Genomic DNA, 22,715 nt, shown 5'->3' with positions numbered 1-22,715 from the left:
TATTTCAAGGTGAAATTTTTATTCTTCAGGCTGAACCAGTTTGTCGCCAAATACTTCTCTTTCTAGGTTCGCGATGCGTTGAATGATATCAATATTCGTCGTTTGAGGAGCCGGTGTTGCAGAGCGTCTTTGAGAAGAATTGACTTCAGACTTCAATCTAGTATTCTCTTCTTGTAGACGTGCAATTTCTTTTTTGAATGTTTCATAATCTTGAATGACATCATCCAAAAACCAATCCACTTCTTCTTGCTTATAACCTCGAATGGCTTGCTTAAATTCTTTTTCCAAAATCGTTTTCGTATCTAGCTTAAATTCCATGACAAAACGTCCTTCCGTCTATGATTCCATAAGGTCATTATAGCATATGTTGTCATTCTTTGTCTTACTGAAAAAGACTATTGTTCTTCATCTGTCGCTTCTTGCGCTTGCCCAGGAAATAACTTTCTATTCACTCGCATTTCCCGTTTTGCTAAAGATTTCTTCATCCGATTACTGAAGCGCAGCGTGAAATCTTTGGATTGTTGCAATAATCGATCCGCACTTAGTATGTGCTCATATGCAAGAGAATAATCCTTAACTTGGTGCTCATATAATTTTGCTAGTTCCTCGTAAGCTAGTACCTGCTCCCTGCCTGTACCATGCGTGGCGACGATGTCAAATGACTGAATGGCCCGGTCGAATTCTTTATGGCGCTTCAATAAAAATCCTAGATGATAATGCGTCATAGGATAACTCGTCCCGTATACTTCCGCAATTCGTTGAAGTTCCGTAAAACTATGATCTTTCAAACCAAGATCTTGGAACCATTTGGCGATATTCGTTGCGATTTGTGCATTTTGCTGACTAGTTTCCTCCATGATAATATCCGTAGACAGACTAAACAGTGTCACAAGCGACAGAATATCCCATTCATTATGCCACATGACTTTCATTAAAATTTCTGCACGACCATTTTTCACCGCATCTTGATAAATAATAGGTGCCATATGGCCAGGTATATCATCTTTCCGATGAAAGCCTAGCTGCGTTCGCTCTACTTCGGTCAACTTGAATGATTCCATCTGCCCTTTCCAAATTCGACGCGATCCATGTAACAAATCGATTTGATGCGGGACAGGCAGTGGCGGCAATAGTTTCCGATGCAAAGACCAACGTGTTTGGAGTTGTGGGAAATCAAAGCTTTTCCCGTTATATGTGACGAGTGTTAGTCCTTCTCTCCATAATTCTGACGCATAAAGAAATGCCGCTTCATGATCCGGATTCGGCAATACGTATTGTGTCATGACGAATTCATCGGACTTTAATTCCAACAGTCCAATTAAAAAAATGACAGCTCCAGCGCCTTTCAAACCTGTTGTCTCCGTATCAAAAAATAATAGCTTACCAGCGTTTGGAGATAATGGATGCATGTAATCCGCTTCAGACCATTTCATCAGCTTTTGCTTCACGTCTCCTAAACGAAAATCACCGTGCATCGTATCGAGCGGATAATGAATAACACGTTTATAGACGACACCGAATTCATTTTCAATTTTCTCCATGCCTGTCGTCAACCAGCGTTTTTCATAGTTGGGTGCTGGTGGCGTCTTGAAAGTCTCTTCCACTTCCTGAACAACTTTCGTCTTTTTTAACAACGACTTCATCGCCATCAGTTTCTGCTCATATGACATGACGATTCAACTCATCTATCTGTTCCTCTAATTGTTGGCTATCCACTATATGTCGAACCCCTTGTCTATATAACCTATTAAATTTCCCTTTAGTTACATACTGGTCTATCATAACTTCACCTCAGAAATGATCGTATTGCTCTAAATTATACATGATATGTCTAGTTTTATATGAAATTTGTTTTTTACATTTTAATACATCCTATCTCAAACACTAAAAAGCGATGTATCCTGAAAATCGGATAGATCGCTTGAGTTCCTTCTGTATATAATCGATTAAACGATAACCGTTTCTTTCTCTCTTACGGGAACGACTGCCAGTACTTGGTCGATCAGGAAAGTTCGTTTGGAGTTTCGCAGAAAACAGTATGCTGTAAATGTTTTGCCATGTAAGTTCAGTACACGGATTTTTCGTTTGCTAATGGAACCATCTTTAGCTTCATATATCACTTCGAGAATATCACCGTATCGTAATGCCTTTTCTAATGAACACCGCACATTCGTTCCCTCCCTTTGTTCCAGTATAAAGAATGTATGTTCTGTTGTAAAGTATTTTACATAATTAATTCTCACGTTTTCTGCCCTTCTTTCAGGGGTACAGTAGAGAAAAAAGGATGTGAGTATATGCCATTCGATTATGATGTAGATTACAGTACGTTAGACTTACGCAAAAACCCCGAATTATATAGAGTAGGAAGAGGTGAACAAGGCGTGTTATTGGTTGAGCCTTACAAAAGTGAAATTTTACCTCATTGGCGTTTTAAGACACCTGAAATTGCAAAAGAGTCTGCTGATAAAATTTGTGAGCTTTTCGAAGAATATCGAAAGAATAATGACTTCGTTGGAATGGATATGGCACGTAAGTTCATTCAAATGGGATATACACGAGCACGTCGTTATGCCAATCATAAAAGCGGACGGAAGTATAATGAGGATGGAACGGGTAAGGAGCGCGATATGGATCCTGTGAAAGCAAAATCTGCACAAATTTTCAAAGAACGATGGGACACTATCCGCGAAGATGAAGATTATATAAAGCGGAAAAAAGCACATCAGAAAGCATATGGATAATTCTCATAAAAAAGCGGTTAATGTCTAAACAGGCATTTACCGCTTTTTTTACGTGTATTACTTGTCGCTTGCAAACTTGAGCTATCCAGTGGTTGGTGAACAGAAAGAGTGAAATAGTTCCACACATATTTTTCAGTAGTATGTGATTTTTCATATTCCGTCCTTTGCCATTACGTGAATATATAGAAGTACGTTTAACAAAGCGTTGAAGATACTTGAATTTTTTAGAGGAACAGCAAATTTGGCTGATTCCTCCTTTCTTCTCACTGTTGAGCGTAAATACCACATCTTCGGTTATTACGTAAACGACTTGTAAAGTAGTCATACTGACAATTATACTTGTCAATATGCACATTATACATTACAATACAATCAAGAGGTGAGGCTAGTGAGAACAAGATTAAAAGAATTACGAGCGCGTGATGGGCTCAATCAAACGGAACTCGCAAAACGCGCAAAAGTATCTAGGCAAACGATCAGCTTAATTGAAAGGGAAGAATTTGTTCCTTCCTTGCTTATTGCGAAACGGATTGCACATATTTTTAATGAGACAATTGAAAGTATTTTTATTTTTGATGAGGAGGAATTATAATGAGAATGATCATTTGGACACTTATCGGAGCAGTAGTCGGCTTCTTTGGAATGTATGCCGCGTTATCTATAGATTTCAAAGCAGGCTTTCCGCCCGTAGCACTTGAGGTAAATATTGTATTGGTTGCTATCACTTTATTGCTTTTTGTTTTCATTGCTGTCAGTGCTACACAGATGAAAAAGAAAGCCGACCTCACACTGACAGGTGTTGACGAAGACGAACGCGATGTTTGGCAATATAAACGATTCAGTGACCTGAATTTATGTAATACCGTCGCACTGATCGTAAGTATTGTCGCAACAGGCATCTCTATCATCACCGATCAGCCGACATGGTTATTAATGACTTCCGGCGGTACGTTAGTACTATCTATCATGTTTTCCATGCGGGTCCCAGGTTTGATGAAAACCGTGTATCCTGACCGTGAACTGCCCTCTTCTTCTGAAAAAAACTTTGCCAATAAGTTGCTAGCTGCTTCAGATGAAGGCGAGAGATTCGTCATGCTTCAAGGCTATTATAAAACGTTTAACACGATGAATCTGTCATTGATCATCGCATTGATGTTATTTATTCTGTACTCCGTGGGCACAGGTGACTCCCAGTTATTCTCTATTTTCATTGTAGGACTCATACTCATTTTAACGAACGCACAGTATTTGCTAACGATACGAAATAAATGATAAGTAGCTCAATATATTGATACTCGCTGTTCAAGTGTTTGTTTTCTTGAACAGCGAGTATTTGTATTTGATCACTCTACTTGCTGATGATCCAAGATTTCTTTTAATACTACAGCTTGATTATTCATTTCATCCTTCGCTCCAAATACTAGCGTTATATTCTTCTTATGTTTTTTCGTCCAGTCCTTCAGTTTTTCTAACTCTTCTTGCTGTTCTTCATTGTCTTTCAATTCTTCTTTATACTTTTTCTTAAAATCTTCAAATTTATCGGGATCATGGTCAAACCATTTACGAATTTCTTTGCTCGGTCCTACATCTTTCAACCATTCATCCACTTGTGCATCTTCCTTGCTCACTCCACGTGGCCAAAAACGATCAACTAGAACTCGCAAGCCATCTGCTTTCTCTGCATCATCATAAACCCGTTTGATCTGAACTGGCATATTGATCTCCTCCTATTCGGTTCTCATAATTCTTCTACCCTAAATTCTATAAATGAAAAGGTTATTAGTTTTTGAATGTATTACAAAGAATGCAACGTCGAGATTCATCTCGACACTATCTTTATTTTTAATTTATTTCTAGTACATTAGTTATTGGTATGCTCAGTTCGGGCAACTTCATTTGACTATTTCAAGCAAATCCGTCGTTTCAACTTGATACGTCCACCGTTCTATTTTGTTTTTGGAAGATCGGTTTCGTATAATCGACGCGATACCATTTCGTTCTATCAATTTTCATTTTATTGTACGAGGAATTGGAGATCAGATAGCCTTGGGACTCTAAACTGTAAATGGTACGCCGAATTTTATTGAGTGACCAAAATGGAATCTCTTCCTTCCAGTCCTCATACGTTTTGTATACCCATTTATATCCTTCCCGTTCATTTTTTGATATGAGCGAACGATAATGAAGGTGTTGCAGTAAAAAGGCTTCATTATGGCCGATCTCCTTAACTAACGTAGTTTGCAAAGTAAATGAAGGTTCATCAAGTAATAAATACATAGTATTTCCTCCTAATGATTCGAATGTAAGAGAGGCATTTCCCTCTCTTCATATGCTATATAGCGACATATTGCAGAAAGGATACACCTTAGAAAAATATTTTTTCAATATAAAAAAGAGCTGAAGCTTTTTGAGCTCCAACTCTTTTGATTTCTTGAATATTACTTTTTCACATCAACAATTCGGCCTTCAATTTCAGGCTTGACTGTTCCAAGCTTAATCATGTGATCGCGTAGATTAACCCAGTCATCTAAACCAAGATCGGTTACACGACCATTTTCATATGCTTCACCAAGCACTTTAAAGCCATCTCCGCCTCTTGCTGTAAAGGCATTTGTCGTGATCACGTATTCTTTATCCATCTCCACATCAACGAACTCATCATTCATTTTCACTTGCATTGTCTGAATACGTTTGCCCACTTCTTTACTGCTATCGAATGTTATTTTCATTCCTGACATATGCAAGAAACCGCCTTCTTCATTAGGTGAGTTTCGCACACTATGCTCAAGCGTATTTTTCATCTCTTCACCCGTAAGCGTAACAAGAGATAATGTATTACCGAATGGTAGTACTTCAATTACTGCTCCGACTGTGACTTTTCCCTTATTCAAATGGTTGCGGATTCCTCCACCGTTTTGCAGAGCAATTACCGTTTTCGGATTGTATTCTTTTGCTTTTTCCAGCATTCCATCCGTAATTAAGTTACCAAGTGCTGTTTCGTTCGCACGGACACTTTCCGTCGGATTGTCTTCTCCACGACTTCTCGGGTTCGGTAGATCCACTTCTAACGTTGCTCCGATTTCTTTACCAAACGTATCATCGATTGTACCGGAATACTTGAGAAGTGCTTCCGCTGCTTCCGGGTCATTCGCTTTGTCTTTTAAGCTGATTAACTCGCCAGCATGTCCTGTAATGACGCCTTTATTATCAAATTCTACATCCAATGTTCCAAGATGAGTCAAGTATTGATCAGCTTGAACTATAACTGTAGGATCTTTGCTTTCTCCACTTGCATTTTTGTCGACAATGACCGGTTCTGATAGTTTCGTATGAGAATGCCCACCAACGATAATATCAATGCCTTCAACTGCTTCAGCTAGAAGCAAATCATTCCCTACAGACGGATCACTATCGAACCCAAGATGATTTATCGAAATAATTTTATTTACTCCCTGGCTCTCGAAGTAGGCTACGGCTTTTTCAGCTGACTCTTTATAATCCAGAAACTCTACTGCTCCTGGGCTAGCGACAAACGCCGTACTTTCTGTAGTCAATCCGAATATTCCAACTTTTTCCCCATTCACTTCTTTGATCAAGCCTTTATGAATTTCTCCCAATGCTGGCGTACTTGTAAATTCCGTTTCGCTTACTAGATTTTTCAGAGCTGGGTCTTTGGAGAAATCTATGTTGGTGCCGATTACAGGGAAGTTGGCACCTTTCACAAAATTCGCCAATGATTGGTGACCGTTTTTACTGTCGCCTAAATCAAATTCATGATTACCAAATACCATTGCATCCAGACCCATTAAATTCATCAATTCTAGATCGGCTTGTCCTTCAAACTCTGAGAAATATAATGTTCCCGAGAAAACATCTCCGCCATGGAGAAGCAAAGCATCCGGCTTTTCATTTCGAACTTCTTTAATAGCGGTAACCGCTTTCGGCATTTCCGCAACGCGGGCATGCGAGTCATTCATATGCATTAATGATAATGTGAAATCACCTGGATTTAATTGGTTGGCACGATGAATGAATGATGAGAATGCGCCCCGTGTAACGGGTTCATTCGGTCTGAAATTAGTCAGTTGATCGGTCAACCCAAGATTCGCAAGGATTTGCACACCTCTTTTATGTGACTCTCCTACATTCGATAAGTTGATTGTCACTTTCTTGCCTGTATCGTATTTCTCAAGATCCAATGCATTCACTAGAACATTCGCCATTTGTTGACGCGTGAGGGCTGCAGTCGGTTTAAAATTGCCATTTGAGTCCCCTTTAAATACATTCGCGTTCGCTAGAGTTGCCATTTCTTTCGCGTAGAAACTGTCCGCTGAAATATCTTTAAACTTTTTTAATGCATCCGCCACATTATTCGGTTCTTCAAAGTCCCCTAGCTTTGCCAAAATTAACGCCGCGTGACGACGCTCGATTGAATTCCCAGGCTTAAACTGATTTCCGGGATATCCACTAATGATTTGTTGATCCGTCAACGCTTTAATTGCTTCATAATGGGTGTTATCCTTTGATACGTCGGTATACCATTGCTCTGCTGCACTAACAGAACCTCCTGCCATTACAATAGCGCTAGCGACAGCAAATGTTGCACCAAACCTATGAACTTTTCTTTTATTCATCTGTTTTTACCTCCCCATTTTTACTAGTCTGATAGTTGTACATATTCATATTATCAGAATATACCTCAGTTTGGTTAGAGAGTCGGGAAGTTTATTTATTTTCATGAATTTATTTACTTATTTCTTTTTATCCATAAAAAAAGAGTCGAAGTGATTCGCTTCGACTCTCTTTCTACTCACTTGGCCAACTCTGCTAGCAAGCTATGTGCACGATGTTTGTTATTCTTCTGTCCCGCTTCTTGCGCTCCGATACAGACAGGACAGCCGTATTCACAACGACATTCCGCCACATGATCCGCTGCCAGCATTAATAATTCTTTCCAACGACTATAAATATTTTCACTCAAACCAATTCCACCTGGATAGCTATCGTAAATGAAGAATGTCGGCCGCTCCATGTGAATTGCTTTCACTTGCGGCACGACATGGATATCATTTCGATCACATTTAATGAATAGAGGTACTAGCGACTGAATGGCGTAGGCAGCAGCTGTCATCGCATCGGTCAAGTCGGATTTCTCCCAGTCCTCGGGAACATCGAACGTTAACCATGTACCGGACGTATGCATTTCTTCCGCCGGCAACGAGATCGGACCTGACCCAATATTGTCATGCGTATCAAACTTAATTTTCTTAAAGATTGTCGGAATGGCGAGTACCGCTAAATCTCCGTAAGCTAACGTACGCTCCCCGTCTACCATTCGCTTGTCTTCACTGATCACTTTCAGTTCCACCGCAAGATTGGCATCTGTGAAATAATCGACATCGACGACGGTCACATACGCTTTCTTTTCTTCCCAATCCAACTTCTCCACTTGATACTGCGTTCCTTGATGTAAATAAATTGCTTCTTCATGCAATAATGTCATGGCACTGAATCGGTCCATCTCTCCAATGACGCTAGTTTCTTTCGGAAGTGACTGATCAATGATGATGACATTTTCTTGTGAAGCAGAACGCAAACTGATTTCTCCAGCGGGAAAACGATCGGTCATCCAATGCCATTTATCTGATGTTTGTAACAACACACCTTCACTTTGCAAAAACGCTAGTAATTCTTGTACTTCAAATTCACCATACGTCTCAGTAGAACTAAATGGCAGTTCGAATGAAGCACATTTCAGATGATCCATCAATATCAGCATATTGTCCGGATGAATATGAATCTCTTCCGGTTGCCGTCCGAGCAAATATTGCGGATGTTGAATAATATATTGATCAAGTGGCATCGATTGCGCTACATAAATAATCAGCGCATCTTCTTGGCGTCTACCCGCACGACCCGCTTGTTGCAATGCACTGGCAATATTTCCCGGGTAACCTGTCATGATACACGCTTGCAATTGTCCGATATCAATACCAAGCTCCAAGGCGTTTGTACTGACTACGGTGCGAATATCACCATTTTTCAAACCACTTTCGATTGTTCTGCGTTCTGATGGTAAATAGCCGCCACGATAGCCCATTACAGTTTTATCGAATAACTTTTTCTTTGTTAGCTCTTTCATATAGGTCACGAGCATTTCTACACGCACACGACTTCGTGCAAAAATGATTGTCTGAATATGCTTTTGATATAAAAATGCTCCGAGATCACGGACCTCAAGCACTGCACTTCTTCGTATACCAAACACATCGTGAACAATGGGAGGGTTATAAAAAACGAAATGTTTCTTACCGCGTGGTGCCCCGTTTTGATCTATCAGCACCATATCTTTATTCGTCAGATTATCCGCCAATTCCTTGGCATTTGAAATCGTTGCGGACGTACAAATAAAAATCGGATCACTGCCATAAAATCGACAAATACGCTGTAATCTTCTTAAAACATGCGCCACATGACTGCCGAACACACCTTTATACGTATGGAGCTCATCGACCACGATATATTTCAAGTTCTCGAACAATGAAATCCATTTAGTATGATGAGGCAGTATGGCCGAGTGAAGCATATCCGGGTTCGTTAAAATAATATGTCCAGATTTTCTCACTTTGGTTCGCAAGCCAGGTGCCGTATCACCATCATACGTATGACTTAAAATCGTTTCGCCACTCGCTTCAATCAAATCATGCAAATCTGCTAACTGATCTTGTGCCAATGCTTTCGTTGGGAATAAATACAGAGCCCGTGAAGATGGATCATCCAAAATCGACTGCAATACTGGCAAATGATAACAAAGTGACTTCCCTGAGGCAGTCGGCGTTATAGCGGTAATCGAGTGACCTTCACGCACTTCATCAAACGCTTGTCGCTGGTGGCTATATAACTGTGTGATCCCTTTCATTGCCAATGCTTTACGAATCGATGAATGTAAAACTGGAGGAAACTCCGCGGTGACAGCCTCTTGCTCTTTTAGTGTTTCGATATAGGCAATATTTGGCCCAAAGCGCGAGTCTGCGAATAGTTCTTGAATGGTATCGGGTATACTTTGTTTATTCATTCACACGGTCCTCTCTCCGGTCCGCGTTCATTGCGTCCAAAACAGTTTGCAATGTATAGCGCGCCGCACGGATAGACAGAATGAAACGTTTTTTTCCAGTTGCTTTATAGAATGATTGCACGACGAATTGTGTCATCGAGTCTTTCAGCGAATCCACTTGCACTTCATGCACATACCGTGGCTTTTCCTTCTGTATCCACACCTTCATCTCTTCCGCCCACTGCGCGATTGCCTTGTGACTTACATCGGCATATGGCTTCACTTCTTCAAAGAAATCAGGCTCATGATCCGTCTCACGCATATGATAAAACCGTTGTTCGCATTCATCACAAATTGTCAGCAATAGCTTTGTGTCTTCAATCTTGCTCATTTATATAAAACTCCTTTAGAATTCATTGTAATCAATGTACTCCCCTCATTTTATCAGATATTCAACTGTAGCTCCACTTTCTACGAACAAACATTCCAAGACGTCACCAATTTGACTACTTTTGACACGTTGGAAACTTTCTTTTTGGTAACTCGTCTAATAGTCGGTATGATATGATGTAGAGTACGAGGTGGTCACATTGGCGATACGTTATCCAAACGGAAAAAAGTTCAATCCTTCCGTGTCTTCTACGAAAAAGAAAACCTATGACTACTCCTTTAGTAATCGGGGTAAATCATTAGAAGACGAACTCAACGACACAAATGAATACTATTTGGCGCATGGTCTTGCCGTCATCCATAAAAAGCCGGTTCCCATACAAATCGTCAATGTCCGCTACCCTGCAAGAAGTGCTGCGGTGATCACAGAAGCGTATTTCCGTACACCTTCGACAACTGACTATAATGGTGTGTGGAATGGATATTATGTGGACTTTGAAGCTAAGGAAACAAAAAACAAAACTTCCTTGCCCCTCCAAAATATTCATTTGCATCAAGTGCAGCATATGAAGCAAGTAATCGACCAATCCGGACTTGCTTTTTTTATTGTCAATTTTACATTGTTGGATCGATATTTCTTACTGCCCTTCGAGGAATTCTATCCTCTGTGGCAACGTATGGAAGATGGCGGAAGAAAGTCCATTACGTTATCTGAAATAGAAGAACGATCTATCGAAATCAATACCGGTTTTCATCCTCGGCTAGATTATATACAAGCCGTGGCGGATTGGATGAAGCGCAAGAAAGATTAATGAAAGCGAAAGGCAGGAACTATTATGAGTGATAACATAAACTCGAGAACGGCAAGAAGAAAGAAACAAGTGAAGGAGCAACCGAAGCGTCCACAGAAAAAACTTCCTAATGAATTATGGAAGAAAATCCTTTTAGGAATTGCGGCACTTTTCCTTTTAGTGCTAGTTGGCGGGGCTTCATTATTCGCTTATTATGCAAGTACTGCACCCGATTTGGACGAAGAGCTGTTGAAAGATCCACTCACTTCTAACTTCGTGACAAAAGATGGCGATGTATTCATGAAGTTCGGTGCAGAGAAACGGGAATTCGTACCGTATAATGAAATTCCCGAGCAAATGAAAGATGCTATTTTAGCTACGGAAGACATTCGTTTCTTCAAGCATGGCGGAATTGACTTTTATCGTCTTGGAGGAGCCATCATTGCCAACTTCCGGAGCGGATTTGGATCACAAGGTGCTTCGACATTGACACAGCAAGTAATCAAAAACTCATTCTTGAAGAATGAAAAAACATTAAAGCGTAAAGCACAGGAAGCTTGGCTTGCGCACAAATTGGAAAAAGAATATACAAAAGAAGAAATTTTTGAGATGTACTTCAATAAAGTTCTCATGTCAGGTACACGCTACGGTATCGGGACAGGTGCAACTTACTTCTATGGTAAAAAAGTAGGTGAACTGGAATTACCTGAAATGGCTATGCTAGCGGGTATGCCACAGTCTCCGAACGGCTATAATCCATTTAAGAATCCCGAGCGTGCAGAAAAGCGACGGAATATTGTACTAACACTTATGGAACGTCACGGCAAAATCACGACTGCTGAAATGAATGAAGCGAAAAAAGTTCCAGTTACTTCAACTTTATTGGCAGAAGAAAATCGTGAAGTGTATGGTAAATACCCAGCTTATGTAGATGCGGTGCTAGATGAAATTGAAGCAGCAGGTTTTACGGATCTTTTATCTGAAGGTGTTACAGTTCAAACTGCTTTAGATCCAAAAGTACAAGAAACTGTAGAAGCCAAAATCAATGATCCAAGCTATTATGAATCGGATGAAATGCAAGCCGGTATGACAGTGTTGGATACGAAAACAAGTGCAATCGTCGCTATTGGCGGCGGACGGAATTATTCAGGGCGTGATTTGAATTTCGCTGAAGTCAGACGTGCACCGGGTTCTAGTATTAAGCCCATTTTATCGTATGGCCCGGCAATTGAAGAACTAGATTGGTCCACAGGTCAAAAGGTAGTAGACGAACCTTACAGCTATAAAGGTTCAGGTACAGCGATCGGTAACGCAGATGGTAAATTCCTTGGTACATTGACTATGCGGCAGGCATTATATTGGTCCAGAAACATACCCGCAGTCAAAACGTTTGAAAAAGTTGGACCGAAGAAAGCCGAAGCTTTTGCTAAGAAACTTGGGTTTACGTATAAAAATATAGATTCTTCCAACGCGCTTGGTGGCGGGGATGAATTCTCCACAGTTCAAATGGCAGGCGCTTATGCTGCTTTTGGTAATGGGGGTATTTATACAAAACCTCATACTGTCAATAAGCTCATCTTGCGTGACGGCAAGACGGAAAAGAATTTACGTCCGGACCCTGTCACTGCAATGAAAGATTCTACTGCGTACATGCTTACAGATGTATTGCGTGATGTCCTTACCGAGTATGAAGCAACAGGTACTCGAGCAAATATTAGCAATATGGACATTGCCGGAAAGACAGGTACAACAAATTATTCAGCTGAAAAAATGAAAAAAGACAATATGGAAAGTCATTTTGTGCCTGATACGTGGTTCACAGGCTATACAACCGAGTACACCATTTCAACATGGGGCGGGTATGGAGATTTCTCACCGATTAAGACCTATGACAATGGACGCTATGTACCGCAAAATTTATTCAGAGATGTTATGAGCAGTATTGCAAAAGATCCGGGTACGTTCGTTCAACCAGACTCCGTTGAAGAAGCAGCAATTGTCAAAGGCAGCGATCCTATTATGCTTGCTAGTTCATTCACTTATAGTAACCTCGTCAGTAATGAATTATTTGTCAGGGGCACATTACCCAAAAAAGCATCAATTCCTAAAAAGGTTTCAATTCCAAGTCCGGATGGATTAACTGCACAATTCGACGCGAATTCCAATACAGTTCAATTACAATGGAATTACGATGTGCCAAATAAATACAGCAGTCTCGGAAGTCCCACATTCAACGTCAGTGTTTCTGTTGATGGGGGTGGACCACAAAGTATTACGACGACATCCGATAAACAAACCACATACTCTGGTGTGGAGTACGGGAAGAACTACACATTCTATGTCAGTGCCAACATGGGCGGGTATACAAGCGGCTCGGCTACAGCTTCCCTTTCGATAAAAGGTGCTGATGAACCGGTCATTGAAGATGAACCTATCGTTGAACCCGATGAAAACCAGGATGATCAAAACAATAACGATGATGATCAATCTGGAAATGATTCGGATGACAATAATGATATAGACAATGAAGAGCCCGATCAATCAGAACCAGACGGCTCGAACAATCCAGATGGCAATAACTCAACTAACGACCAGAACGACCAAGGCCAGAATCAGGACCAAAACCAAGGTCAGGGCCAGTCTAACCAAGGACAAGGAAATCAAGGGAACCAAGGCAATCAAGGACAAGGTCAAAATCCTAACGATGCCGGGGATACTTCATCTGACTCCTCTTCCAATTAAAAAAAGAGCGACTCCACACGTCAAAACAACGTGTAGAGTCGCTCTTTTTATTTACTGTTGAACGCGTAACCGCGCTGCTTTCTTTTTCATCTCATCATACAGCATAGTCAGCTGTATGACTGCATAATGACTATTTTTTTGAACTTTGATAAACTCGATTCGTTCTCTATAATTATTTGGTGCGAGTGCGTGATACATTTTTCCTGTGTGTGGATTCTCCAGCTCTTCGCTTTGCTCAACTACCCATTCGAGTTGATCGATAGCTGGTTGTATTAATTCCAATTTACGCGGATCATTTACGGCATATGCCTTTTCTACTTCAGGCTTTTGCTGTCCCCATATATCGAGTACTTGTTGTACGTTTTTCTTTAATTGTTCATGTGTCATTTCGCTTTCATCCTTTTCCGGCCTTCGCGGCATAAATCCAATAACGGACATTCTGGACAATTGGGATTTTGCGCTTTGCAATGATAGCGACCAAAGAAAATTACTTGATGATGGGTTTGTGTCCACTGTTCCATTGGCGTCCAACGCATGATTTTTTCCTCTACATCAATCGGGCGATCTTTCCAGCGATTCATACCTAATCTCTTCGCTACACGTTCGACATGTGTGTCGACAGCTAATGCTGGCACACCGAACGCGTTCGACACGACGACATTTGCTGTTTTCCTGCCCACACCCGGCAACGTCATCATGATATCTCGATTAGGAGGTACTTCTCCCCCAAATTCTTCAATCAACCGAAGGCTAAGTGCTTGGATATTTTTTGATTTATTACGGAACAAACCAATTGAACGAATATCTTGCTGTAATTCCTCAATGGGTACGGCCAGATAATCTTCCGGTGTCTTGTATTTTTTAAACAGCTCTGCAGTCACTCGGTTGACTAACACGTCCGTACATTGTGCAGATAAAAGTGTCGCGATCAGCAATTCAAAAGCATTTTTATGAACGAGTTCACAATGCGCTTCAGGAAACATCTCGTCGAACGTTTGCAGGCATGTTTGCCACTGTGTTTTTGTCAGCATTGTTTCACCTACTCCCGTTCTTCGAGCCAATTGTAGAAAGGCACATCTTTAATCGCTGTTTTCACTTGCGGCGTTGTCGCTACCGATGTGGGACGAAACGCTTTTGTCTGCTTTTCTACATCACGCATCGTTTTCACATTTTTCTTTTTCCATTCAAATAAAATTCGGTCGATATAGCGCAAACTCATTTTTTGTGCTAATACGGCTTCTCTTAATGCCGCGCGAATGATTTCCGTTGAATGACCATCTTTATCAATCCACATACCGATTGTTTCAAATTCCATAGGGGATAAGAAGCGGCCAAATTCCTGTTCGAACAACGAGAAGATTTCCCCCTCTTCATGCTTGACCACTTCTTCTTCGATTTCCATCGATTGTTTTTCGACTTCATCTATCAATCGTTTCCACAAAGGATAAAATGAAAATTGTTCATGTAAAACTTTATTTTCATCGGTACTTTGCTCAATGGAAAACAATCCTTTTTGCATCATACGTTGTAGACAATTCGTTACATCTTTCTCTTGCAGTTGCATACGATTCGCGATATCAGTAGGCGTTGGAAAATAGTTCCCCGCTCCTTGAAATGCAATCAAATGCAATAATACCATGGCGTCACTATCTGAAATCAGCAGTTGTTTATAATGTTGAAAAAAGAGCTGGGAAATAGAAACATTTCCCTGCTCCATCCAAATTTTCAGCCGCTCATCTTGCTGCATATTTGAAACTTCCTCTCATCAGCACCTTATCGGTTGCTTCTGTTTTACGCTTTCCAATGATCTCTTACAAACTGATCGATACGAGAAATTCCTTCCTCCAGCTGATCAATCGATGTGGCATAAGAAAGACGGATCGTAGTATCTGAACCGAATCCTGAGCCTGGAATGACAGCAACTTTAGCCTCTGTCAATAATGCTTGTGCAAAGTCATCTACATTTGCATAACCAGTTTTCTTTACTGCTTCCTGTACGTCTGGCAATAAATAAAATGCGCCTTGTGGCTTCAATACATCGAAACCTGGGATAGCAGAAAGTTTAGGGTACGCTTGATTTAAACGGGATTCAAAATCTTTCCGCATGACTTCTACAGTGTCTTGAGGTCCGTTATATGCTTCAATTGCTGCATACTGCGAAGTCGTCGTCGGATTGGATGTAGAATGGCTAGCGAGATTCGTCATCGCGCTTACTACTTCTTCATTACCCGCGATATATCCTATTCTCCAGCCTGTCATTGAATGGGACTTCGATACACCATTAATAATGAATGTACGATCTTTGGCATCGTCTGAAAGCTGCGCAATCGATACATGCTCTTTACCATCATAAACAAGCTTCTCATAAATTTCATCCGAAATGATCCATACATCTTTTTCACGGCAAACCTCTGCAATGGCTGTGAGTTCTTCTTTCGAATAAATCATACCTGTTGGATTACCCGGTGAGTTGATGATGATGGCTTTTGTTTGATCCGTGATGGCATCTCTAATTTGCTTGGCTGATACTTTGAACTGTTCAGCAGCTGTTCCTTCAACGAACACAGGAGTACCTTCTGCGAGCTTCACTTGTTCAGGATAACTCACCCAAAATGGCGAAGGGATGATGACTTCGTCACCTTTATTCAGAAGTACTTGGAAAAGTGTATAGAGCACATGCTTTGCTCCAATACCGACTAACACTTCCTTGCGTGTATACGTCAATCCTTGGTCTCTTTTCAATTTGTCAATTATGGCATCCTTTAGTTGTGGAAGACCACCGGCCGGAGTATATTTCGTCTTGCCATCCTTCATTGATTGATACGCTGCTTCTAAGATGTTTTTAGGCGTATTATAATCAGGTTCGCCAGCTCCGAGTCCGATCACATCGATGCCCGCTGCCTTCATTTCTTTTGCCTTCGCTGTAATCGCTAATGTTGTAGATGGTGATAAAGTATTTACTCTGGACGCTAATTGCTTTCTCAAATTGACCGCTCTCCTTTTAGTCCTAATTCCATTTTTCTCTATAGTTTTGAAATTCGCTTTAACCATTTTCCATCTGCAAAATTCAGATACGCGTAGTTTAAGAAATCCTCGTCGTCCAGATAACTGACTTCCCAAAACGGGGTGTCATTTTCCATACTTAATGAGGCATTGAGGATTTTTTTAACGTTCTCCTCTTTTTTTACGATGTCCGTGGCTTTTCGCTTAGTAATACCATCTTTAATTGATACAGCTTTCAGAATTTTTGTCGTCTTTTCTTCCACAAAGATGATTTTTTCATGGTTATTTTTATCTGTACCATAGACGGTAATCCATGACGTCTTCCCATGAAAATGATCCATCCTATCTACTTTTTCAAGAACATTATTGGCCAATACAGCTTCTTTCACTATGTTTTCAGATGCAGCAAACGGTTTCTCTGCTTGATAGAAAACGACAAGAGTAATCGTGAACCCGAGCGCGAGTAAAAATAGGAATAGAAACTTAATCCAGTTGAGCATAAGTGCCACTTCCTATCGAATGAACCGCTGATTTTTTTCGATTCATTTTCTAACCTGCTTTCTATTTGTACATCATTCATTATAACAATTTTCGATCTCGTTAACTAGACCTTCCAAAGATACTTTTTTTACAGATGACGTAGGCAATGCTTGTAAAAAGGATGTGCCGTAGGATTTCGTGTCTATGCGACGATCCAATATGATGAAGAATCCTTGTTCATCTGATGAACGGATTAATCTACCAAATCCCTGTCTGAAACGCAGTATCGCTTCCGGTAAACCTAAATGGGTGAATGCATTTTTATGCTCCGCTACTAAAGCCTCTGAACGAGCTTTAAATAAAGGTTCCTCGGGTGAAGTAAACGGTAAACGAACGACCACTACTGCCGATAATTGTTCACTCGGAACATCCACACCTTCCCAGAAGCTTGTCGTGCCGAATAATACGGCTTTCTTTTGCTGTTTAAACGTCTTCAGCAACTTATGTCGGCTTCCGGAGCTAACACCTTGTGCGATCAGCATGTATTCTTCTTGTAATGACTCACTGTCGATTACCGCTTGATGCGTCTTCTTCAACATATCATGAGACAAGAACAACGCAAAGACGCGTCCTTCAATCGCGACCGCTGTTTGGATTAACGCATCTGCCACCGCTTCGATGTACTCTTCATTTGAAACTTGCTGAATATCCGGCATATCTTCCACAATCAACGTATGAGCACCTTCATAGAAGTTCGCGGGTGCATCAAATGTGTACAGCGGCACGCTAGAAGGCAATCCTGCCTGGTCTAGTACGAAGCGGTCCTGCTGCCCCGCGGTTAACGTTCCGGACGTCCAAACGATGCCTGCCTCCCCATCAAACGTATCTATAAAATCACGGATTACTTGTGAACCGTTTACCGGACTTTTCTTGATCTGTAAACTGCCAGGCAAACTTCGACTATCTTTCTCCATCCAAATGGTCGTGCTTGATTTTGGCTGTTCTAAAAATAATTCAATCCATTCGCCAGCTTTTATTTTCATTTCATTGACCCAATAAAACCATTCATTTAGTGCTGCGTGCTCATGCAAGGTCAATTCACTCGACAAATTCTGGATTGGCATTGCATAGTTCTCGGTAACACCGATATAATCATTCATCTTACGCAACACTTTGTCGAAAATTTCATTCGACCGCAGACGTTTGGACAATGGCTTTACTGTTCTTGTCGTCTGCTTATTGTCGCTATTTGAGTTCGAGTTCACTAGTACGAGCATCGATTCATCGAATGCGAGTATGAATTCATTGAATGAATGTTGAAGTCGTTCAGTAGTAGTTTTATGATTGAAATGAAACCGCTTTAAGATATCCTGAATATCAAACAGTAATTGACAGCTGCTTAAACCGTTCAATTGACTCATTACATATTTCCATTTCGTATAGGAAAACACTTGTTGGTGAGTCCGTATTGCCGCTTGGTTCAGTTGATGGGCTTCATCAATCACCAACCCACTGATGGAGTGAAACAGCGGATCGTAACGCTGTTGATCATTTACTAACATCGAGTGATTCGTCAATAGCACCATCGACTGCTGACAGTTTTTTATTGTATGTGTATAAAAATCTGCTACTCGTTCGTCTTTCTTCACTCGCATCGAACGCTTACGAATTCGGTCGATAAATAACTGACCACCACCTGATACATTGACCTCATCCAAATCACCAGTAGTCGTTTCTGTTAACCAGACCAATAACTGCATGATGGTGATGGAGTCATCGTAAACCTCATCATTAAAATGCAAGAGCTCCTCAAATTTCCCAAATGAAATGTAATTCGCCATGCCTTTAACAACGGTCGTTGGAATCGTCACCTGCAAAGCCTTTTCAAGCTTCTGGACTTCTTCCGCAAGTGTATCGACCAAGTGATTCGTATACGTACTAATGACAACAGGCTGCTTTGTTTCATATGCACGGATTAAAGCAGGCACTAAATAACCGATCGTCTTGCCAGCACCGGTTGGAATCTCTACAGCGATTTGCTTCTTCTCAACAAAAGCTTGCCATGTCAAATCCATCAATTGTGCCTGACCTTCTCTCACATGGTAAGACGGATCAATTTTCTGCATGACTCGATCTTTCGCCGGAACATCTGCAGGAAAATCTATCGGCTGTGACCATGATGTTGCAGGTGGCTTTGATTTCAAATACGGAATCCCACGAAATAGCGCATAGTCAGTGGATGTTTCCTTTCCACGTACATGCTTAAGTGCTTCATAAAATAATGTTGAAACGTCAGATTTCATTGCGAATGAACGCTCATGCATACGATTCAACGTCTCTTTAGGTAACGTTTTGATTTTCTTAATAGCCTGCAATAAAAACAATGCCGTCGCTTCCGCATCATCATCTGCCCGGTGAGCCTGCTTTAACGAAATATTTAATGATTCGGCAATATCCTGCAAACGATAGCCAGATAAAGTAGGATACATAATCTTCGCCAGTTCTACGGTATCAATTGTCTTACCATGCCATTTGGATACACCACAACGAACCAATTCTTTTTGTAGAAACGATACGTCAAAATCTGTATTATGTGCGACAAAAATACATCCAGCAAGCAAATCCGCCACTTCTTCAGCAATGTTTTCAAAAGGGGCAGCATCCTTCACGTCTTCATCACCGATGGATGTGAGTTGGTGAATAAAAGGCGGAATCGAGCGCTGCGGATGCACGTAACGCATATATGTATCTATTATTTTATTGTTCTCAATAAAAACAATTGCAATTTGAATGATCCGATCTCCATTTGAAGGCGAATGACCAGTCGTTTCCAAATCGACAACTGCATATTTGCTTGTAGACATACCATCATCAACTTCCTATTTGGTTTCTAAAGCAAATTGTATCACACTTACCACGACGACTCACGTCTTGCATTCAGGGCAACAGAAAACCATTTGAACGAAAAAATAAAAAGGTGAATTAGATCGTAGTTCGAGGTTAAAGTTCCGTCTGAGGACGCTTTCCTGTGGGCGCCGCTTGAGCAAAACGAACAGCGAAGGGTTTGCTTAGCCCAAGATCCCTCCCCCGGAAAGCGCCCGCCTGGAACGCAGATCGACTTTGCTACCTTTTCCCACTTACTTAATCTACAAATGAAACCCCCATTCGAATAACTCTCAAATGGGGGTTCAGTACTCATTAGAATATAGCGACGCCTGGCTTTTCCGTGATAACTTCCTTCACACGATTCTGCTCATCCATAATCAACACAGTCGGCTGATGAGTACGAGCCTCTTCGTCCGACACATAAGCATAGGAAAGAATGATAACAATGTCGCCTGGCTGCACAAGACGCGCTGCAGCTCCATTGACACAAATTACTCCACTGCCCGGCTCTCCTTCGATAATATACGTCTCGAAGCGCGCACCGTTATTATTATTGACGATTTGCACCTTCTCATTCGGTAACATACCTGCAGCCTCTAATAGCGCTCCGTCGATTGTAATGCTCCCTACGTAATTCAAATCGGCTTCCGTAACAGTAGCGCGGTGTAATTTTCCATTCATCATCATTCTAAACATTTTTCTCATCCTTTATAGTTGACATAATAATATTATCTATCAATCTTGCGTGAGTAAATTGTACCGCAACGGCCAAGATTACTTCTTGAGTATCATCGATTTTTTCTTCCAGTGACGGATACGCAAGTACTTCGACATAATCAATTGTACCGGATGTTTCTTCTTCAATCGCTTTGCGCACAATCTTCGCGACTTCTTGCAGTGGAACGCCTTCATAATAACTGCGTTTCCCCTGAGATAGTGCACGGTAGATTGCACTCGCTTCATTCCGTTCATGTTCAAGCAAACGAACATTACGAGAACTTTTTGCAAGTCCGTCTTCTTCTCGAACAGTAGGTACACGTGCAATCGACGTGCGAAGATTAAAATCACGGACAAACGTTTCGATAATCGCTAGTTGTTGCGCATCTTTCATGCCAAAATACGATTCATCTGGATCGACGATGCTGAATAATTTCAACAGAACTTTCAATACTCCGTCGAAATGTCCTGGTCTCGAAGCTCCACATAGTCGCGATGCTTGTTCTCCAGGTAAAATACTAATGCCGCTCTTACGAGGATACATTTCATCAACAGACGGAATAAATAAATAGTCGACACCTGCTGTGGAAGCCAGTTCTGCATCATGTTGTTCATCGCGTGGGTATGCTTCGTAATCTTCTCCTGGTCCAAACTGCGCAGGGTTAACGAAAATACTCATTACGACAATATCATGGTCTCTTCTAGCTTCTTCTACTAATTCCATATGGCCTTCGTGAAGGAAGCCCATTGTCGGTACGAAACCTACCGTGCGTCCTACACGCTTTCTTGGATTTAAGATATTTTGCAATTCTGCGATCGACCGGACAATTTGCATGGTGGCACTAGCATTCATAGCGTCTTGCCTCCGTACAATGCTTCGAGTTCTTCTTCCTTCATCGTAAAGCGATGGCTTTCAGAAGGGAACGATCCGTCCTTAACGGCCAAATTATAAAGTCTCATCGCACCTTCAATATCTTTACCTACTTCCGCGTAGCTTTCGACGAATTTCGGTAGTTTATGATTACCGTAGCGCACCATATCATGGAATACGAGTACTTGGCCATCTGCTTCAGCGCCCGCACCGATGCCAATGATAGGAATAGATACTGCCTGCGCGACTTCTCTCGCCAATTGGAAAGGAATGCATTCCAGTACAATCATAAACGCACCCGCTGCTTCACAAGCTTTAGCATCTTCAATCAGTTGTTTAGCTGCAGCTGCCGTTTTCCCTTGTACCTTGTATCCGCCACTAACCCCAGCAGACTGCGGAAGCAATCCTAAGTGTGCGCATACCGGCATGCCTGCGGTCGTCATCAAGTTGATTTTATCGATGACCGCACCACTTCCTTCAACTTTCAATGCATTCGCTGAAGTTTCCTGGAATAAACGTAAAGCATTCTGTAATGTGGTATCAGCAGATCCGTGATACGTACCAAACGGCATGTCTACGATTACGAATGTATCTTTTGCACCTCGTCGAACCGCTTTACCGTGGTGAATCATTTCATCAAGTGTTACATGTGCTGTCGAATCATAGCCAAGCACGACCATCCCTAAGGAATCTCCAACAAGAAGTACATCAATCTCCGCTTGTTCTGCAATTTGCGCTGTCGGATAATCATATGCAGTTAGCATACTAATCTTTTCACCGTTCGCTTTCATTTTCGAAAAATCTGTTGTAGATTTCACTGTTCATCTTCTCCTTTACGTCTGATTTCAGCAGGCGTTTGGTAGGCAAAAAAACCAAAAATAAAACCCTACTGATCCAAATTTGGACAGAAGGGTTGCGTAAGCGTTTCATCATGCTTCCTCCGTCCCTGTCTAAATAGATCAAGGCAGATCTCGTATATAATTCATTTGCCAAACAGGTGCAGCTCCAAAATCGATACCGCCCTATGCGTACACTATATC

At 41.3% G+C, this 22,715-nt stretch carries 22 protein-coding genes; 5 read left to right on the top strand and 17 right to left on the bottom strand.

The window, feature by feature from the left end; all coding sequences use genetic code 11:
• Positions 1-18: 18 nt before the first annotated feature.
• From gpsB to CSV72_RS01350, 3 genes are all read right to left on the bottom strand, one after another.
• Positions 19-318, bottom strand: coding sequence for a cell division regulator GpsB (gene gpsB / locus CSV72_RS01360; protein WP_099634717.1), 300 nt, complete (start codon positions 316-318; stop codon positions 19-21).
• Between the two features lie 77 nt (positions 319-395).
• Positions 396-1,670 carry a ribonuclease H-like domain-containing protein gene (locus CSV72_RS01355; RefSeq protein ID WP_099676786.1) on the bottom strand — a complete coding sequence of 425 codons (1,275 nt, stop codon included), beginning with the start codon at positions 1,668-1,670 and terminating at the stop codon, positions 396-398.
• A gap of 276 nt (positions 1,671-1,946) precedes the next feature.
• The gene (locus CSV72_RS01350; protein WP_099676785.1) at positions 1,947-2,168 is read right to left on the bottom strand and encodes a transcriptional regulator; all 222 of its coding nucleotides are present in this window, start codon (positions 2,166-2,168) and stop codon (positions 1,947-1,949) included.
• 126 nt (positions 2,169-2,294) lie between these two features.
• Between CSV72_RS01350 and CSV72_RS01345 the strand changes: the two genes are divergently transcribed.
• The 3 genes from CSV72_RS01345 (at position 2,295) to CSV72_RS01335 (ending at position 4,013) form a co-directional block, all read left to right on the top strand.
• Positions 2,295-2,741, top strand: coding sequence for a DUF4385 domain-containing protein (locus tag CSV72_RS01345; protein WP_099676784.1), 447 nt, complete (start codon positions 2,295-2,297; stop codon positions 2,739-2,741).
• A 388-nt stretch (positions 2,742-3,129) separates the two neighbouring features.
• Positions 3,130-3,333, top strand: coding sequence for a helix-turn-helix transcriptional regulator (locus CSV72_RS01340; protein ID WP_099676783.1), 204 nt, complete (start codon positions 3,130-3,132; stop codon positions 3,331-3,333).
• Positions 3,333-4,013 carry a DUF3169 family protein gene (locus tag CSV72_RS01335; RefSeq protein WP_099676782.1) on the top strand — a complete coding sequence of 227 codons (681 nt, stop codon included), beginning with the start codon at positions 3,333-3,335 and terminating at the stop codon, positions 4,011-4,013. Before CSV72_RS01340 ends, CSV72_RS01335 begins: the two co-directional genes overlap by 1 nt.
• 71 nt (positions 4,014-4,084) lie before the next feature.
• On the opposite strand, the gene CSV72_RS01330 is transcribed toward CSV72_RS01335, so the two are convergent.
• The 5 genes from CSV72_RS01330 to CSV72_RS01310 all read right to left on the bottom strand — a co-directional run bounded on the left by CSV72_RS01330 (position 4,085) and on the right by CSV72_RS01310 (position 10,186).
• Positions 4,085-4,456, bottom strand: a complete 372-nt coding sequence (locus tag CSV72_RS01330) for a DUF488 domain-containing protein (RefSeq protein ID WP_099676781.1) — start codon at positions 4,454-4,456, stop codon at positions 4,085-4,087.
• Between the two features lie 208 nt (positions 4,457-4,664).
• Positions 4,665-5,018 (bottom strand): hypothetical protein, encoded by a 354-nt coding sequence (locus CSV72_RS01325; protein WP_099676780.1) that lies wholly within the window; start codon positions 5,016-5,018, stop codon positions 4,665-4,667.
• A 161-nt stretch (positions 5,019-5,179) separates the two neighbouring features.
• Positions 5,180-7,375 (bottom strand): 5'-nucleotidase C-terminal domain-containing protein, encoded by a 2,196-nt coding sequence (locus tag CSV72_RS01320; RefSeq protein ID WP_099676779.1) that lies wholly within the window; start codon positions 7,373-7,375, stop codon positions 5,180-5,182.
• 176 nt (positions 7,376-7,551) lie between these two features.
• Positions 7,552-9,816 (bottom strand): DEAD/DEAH box helicase, encoded by a 2,265-nt coding sequence (locus CSV72_RS01315; RefSeq protein WP_099676778.1) that lies wholly within the window; start codon positions 9,814-9,816, stop codon positions 7,552-7,554.
• Positions 9,809-10,186: a YppE family protein gene (locus tag CSV72_RS01310; RefSeq protein WP_099676777.1), complete on the bottom strand. Its 378-nt coding sequence runs from the start codon at positions 10,184-10,186 to the stop codon at positions 9,809-9,811. The genes CSV72_RS01315 and CSV72_RS01310 overlap by 8 nt, the downstream gene beginning before the upstream one ends.
• A 199-nt stretch (positions 10,187-10,385) precedes the next feature.
• Between CSV72_RS01310 and recU the strand changes: the two genes are divergently transcribed.
• Together recU and CSV72_RS01300 are read left to right on the top strand one after the other, a co-directional pair.
• A complete protein-coding gene (gene recU / locus CSV72_RS01305) occupies positions 10,386-10,997 on the top strand; it encodes a Holliday junction resolvase RecU (RefSeq protein ID WP_099676776.1) in 612 nt (203 codons plus the stop codon).
• Positions 10,998-11,021: 24 nt separating this feature from the next.
• On the top strand, positions 11,022-13,718 hold the full coding sequence (locus CSV72_RS01300; RefSeq protein WP_099676775.1) for a transglycosylase domain-containing protein: 2,697 nt from the start codon (positions 11,022-11,024) through the stop codon (positions 13,716-13,718).
• 51 nt (positions 13,719-13,769) lie between these two features.
• Here CSV72_RS01300 and CSV72_RS01295 read toward each other — a convergent pair whose 3' ends face one another.
• From CSV72_RS01295 to panB, 9 genes are all read right to left on the bottom strand, one after another.
• Positions 13,770-14,105: a YpoC family protein gene (locus CSV72_RS01295; RefSeq protein ID WP_099676774.1), complete on the bottom strand. Its 336-nt coding sequence runs from the start codon at positions 14,103-14,105 to the stop codon at positions 13,770-13,772.
• The gene (gene nth, locus CSV72_RS01290; protein WP_099634701.1) at positions 14,102-14,749 is read right to left on the bottom strand and encodes an endonuclease III; all 648 of its coding nucleotides are present in this window, start codon (positions 14,747-14,749) and stop codon (positions 14,102-14,104) included. Before nth ends, CSV72_RS01295 begins: the two co-directional genes overlap by 4 nt.
• Positions 14,750-14,757: 8 nt before the next feature.
• A complete protein-coding gene (locus CSV72_RS01285; RefSeq protein ID WP_099676773.1) occupies positions 14,758-15,465 on the bottom strand; it encodes a DnaD domain-containing protein in 708 nt (235 codons plus the stop codon).
• Between the two features lie 44 nt (positions 15,466-15,509).
• Positions 15,510-16,703, bottom strand: a complete 1,194-nt coding sequence (locus CSV72_RS01280; RefSeq protein WP_233191041.1) for a pyridoxal phosphate-dependent aminotransferase — start codon at positions 16,701-16,703, stop codon at positions 15,510-15,512.
• A gap of 38 nt (positions 16,704-16,741) precedes the next feature.
• Positions 16,742-17,221, bottom strand: coding sequence for a cell wall elongation regulator TseB-like domain-containing protein (locus CSV72_RS01275; protein WP_099676771.1), 480 nt, complete (start codon positions 17,219-17,221; stop codon positions 16,742-16,744).
• Between the two features lie 72 nt (positions 17,222-17,293).
• Positions 17,294-20,065, bottom strand: a complete 2,772-nt coding sequence (gene dinG / locus CSV72_RS01270; protein ID WP_099676770.1) for an ATP-dependent DNA helicase DinG — start codon at positions 20,063-20,065, stop codon at positions 17,294-17,296.
• A 334-nt stretch (positions 20,066-20,399) separates the two neighbouring features.
• Positions 20,400-20,783: an aspartate 1-decarboxylase gene (panD, locus tag CSV72_RS01265; RefSeq protein ID WP_099676769.1), complete on the bottom strand. Its 384-nt coding sequence runs from the start codon at positions 20,781-20,783 to the stop codon at positions 20,400-20,402.
• Entirely contained in the window at positions 20,776-21,657 is an 882-nt protein-coding gene (panC, locus tag CSV72_RS01260; protein WP_369802862.1) for a pantoate--beta-alanine ligase, read from the bottom strand. The genes panD and panC overlap by 8 nt, the downstream gene beginning before the upstream one ends.
• Entirely contained in the window at positions 21,654-22,493 is an 840-nt protein-coding gene (gene panB, locus CSV72_RS01255; protein WP_099676768.1) for a 3-methyl-2-oxobutanoate hydroxymethyltransferase, read from the bottom strand. The genes panC and panB overlap by 4 nt, the downstream gene beginning before the upstream one ends.
• Positions 22,494-22,715: the final 222 nt, after the last annotated feature.

It is taken from the genome of Sporosarcina sp. P20a (genome assembly GCF_002743175.1).
Taxonomy (GTDB): domain Bacteria; phylum Bacillota; class Bacilli; order Bacillales_A; family Planococcaceae; genus Sporosarcina.
The sequence above is the reverse complement of the archived record's forward strand: the minus strand, read 5'-3'. Positions and strand labels throughout refer to the sequence as shown.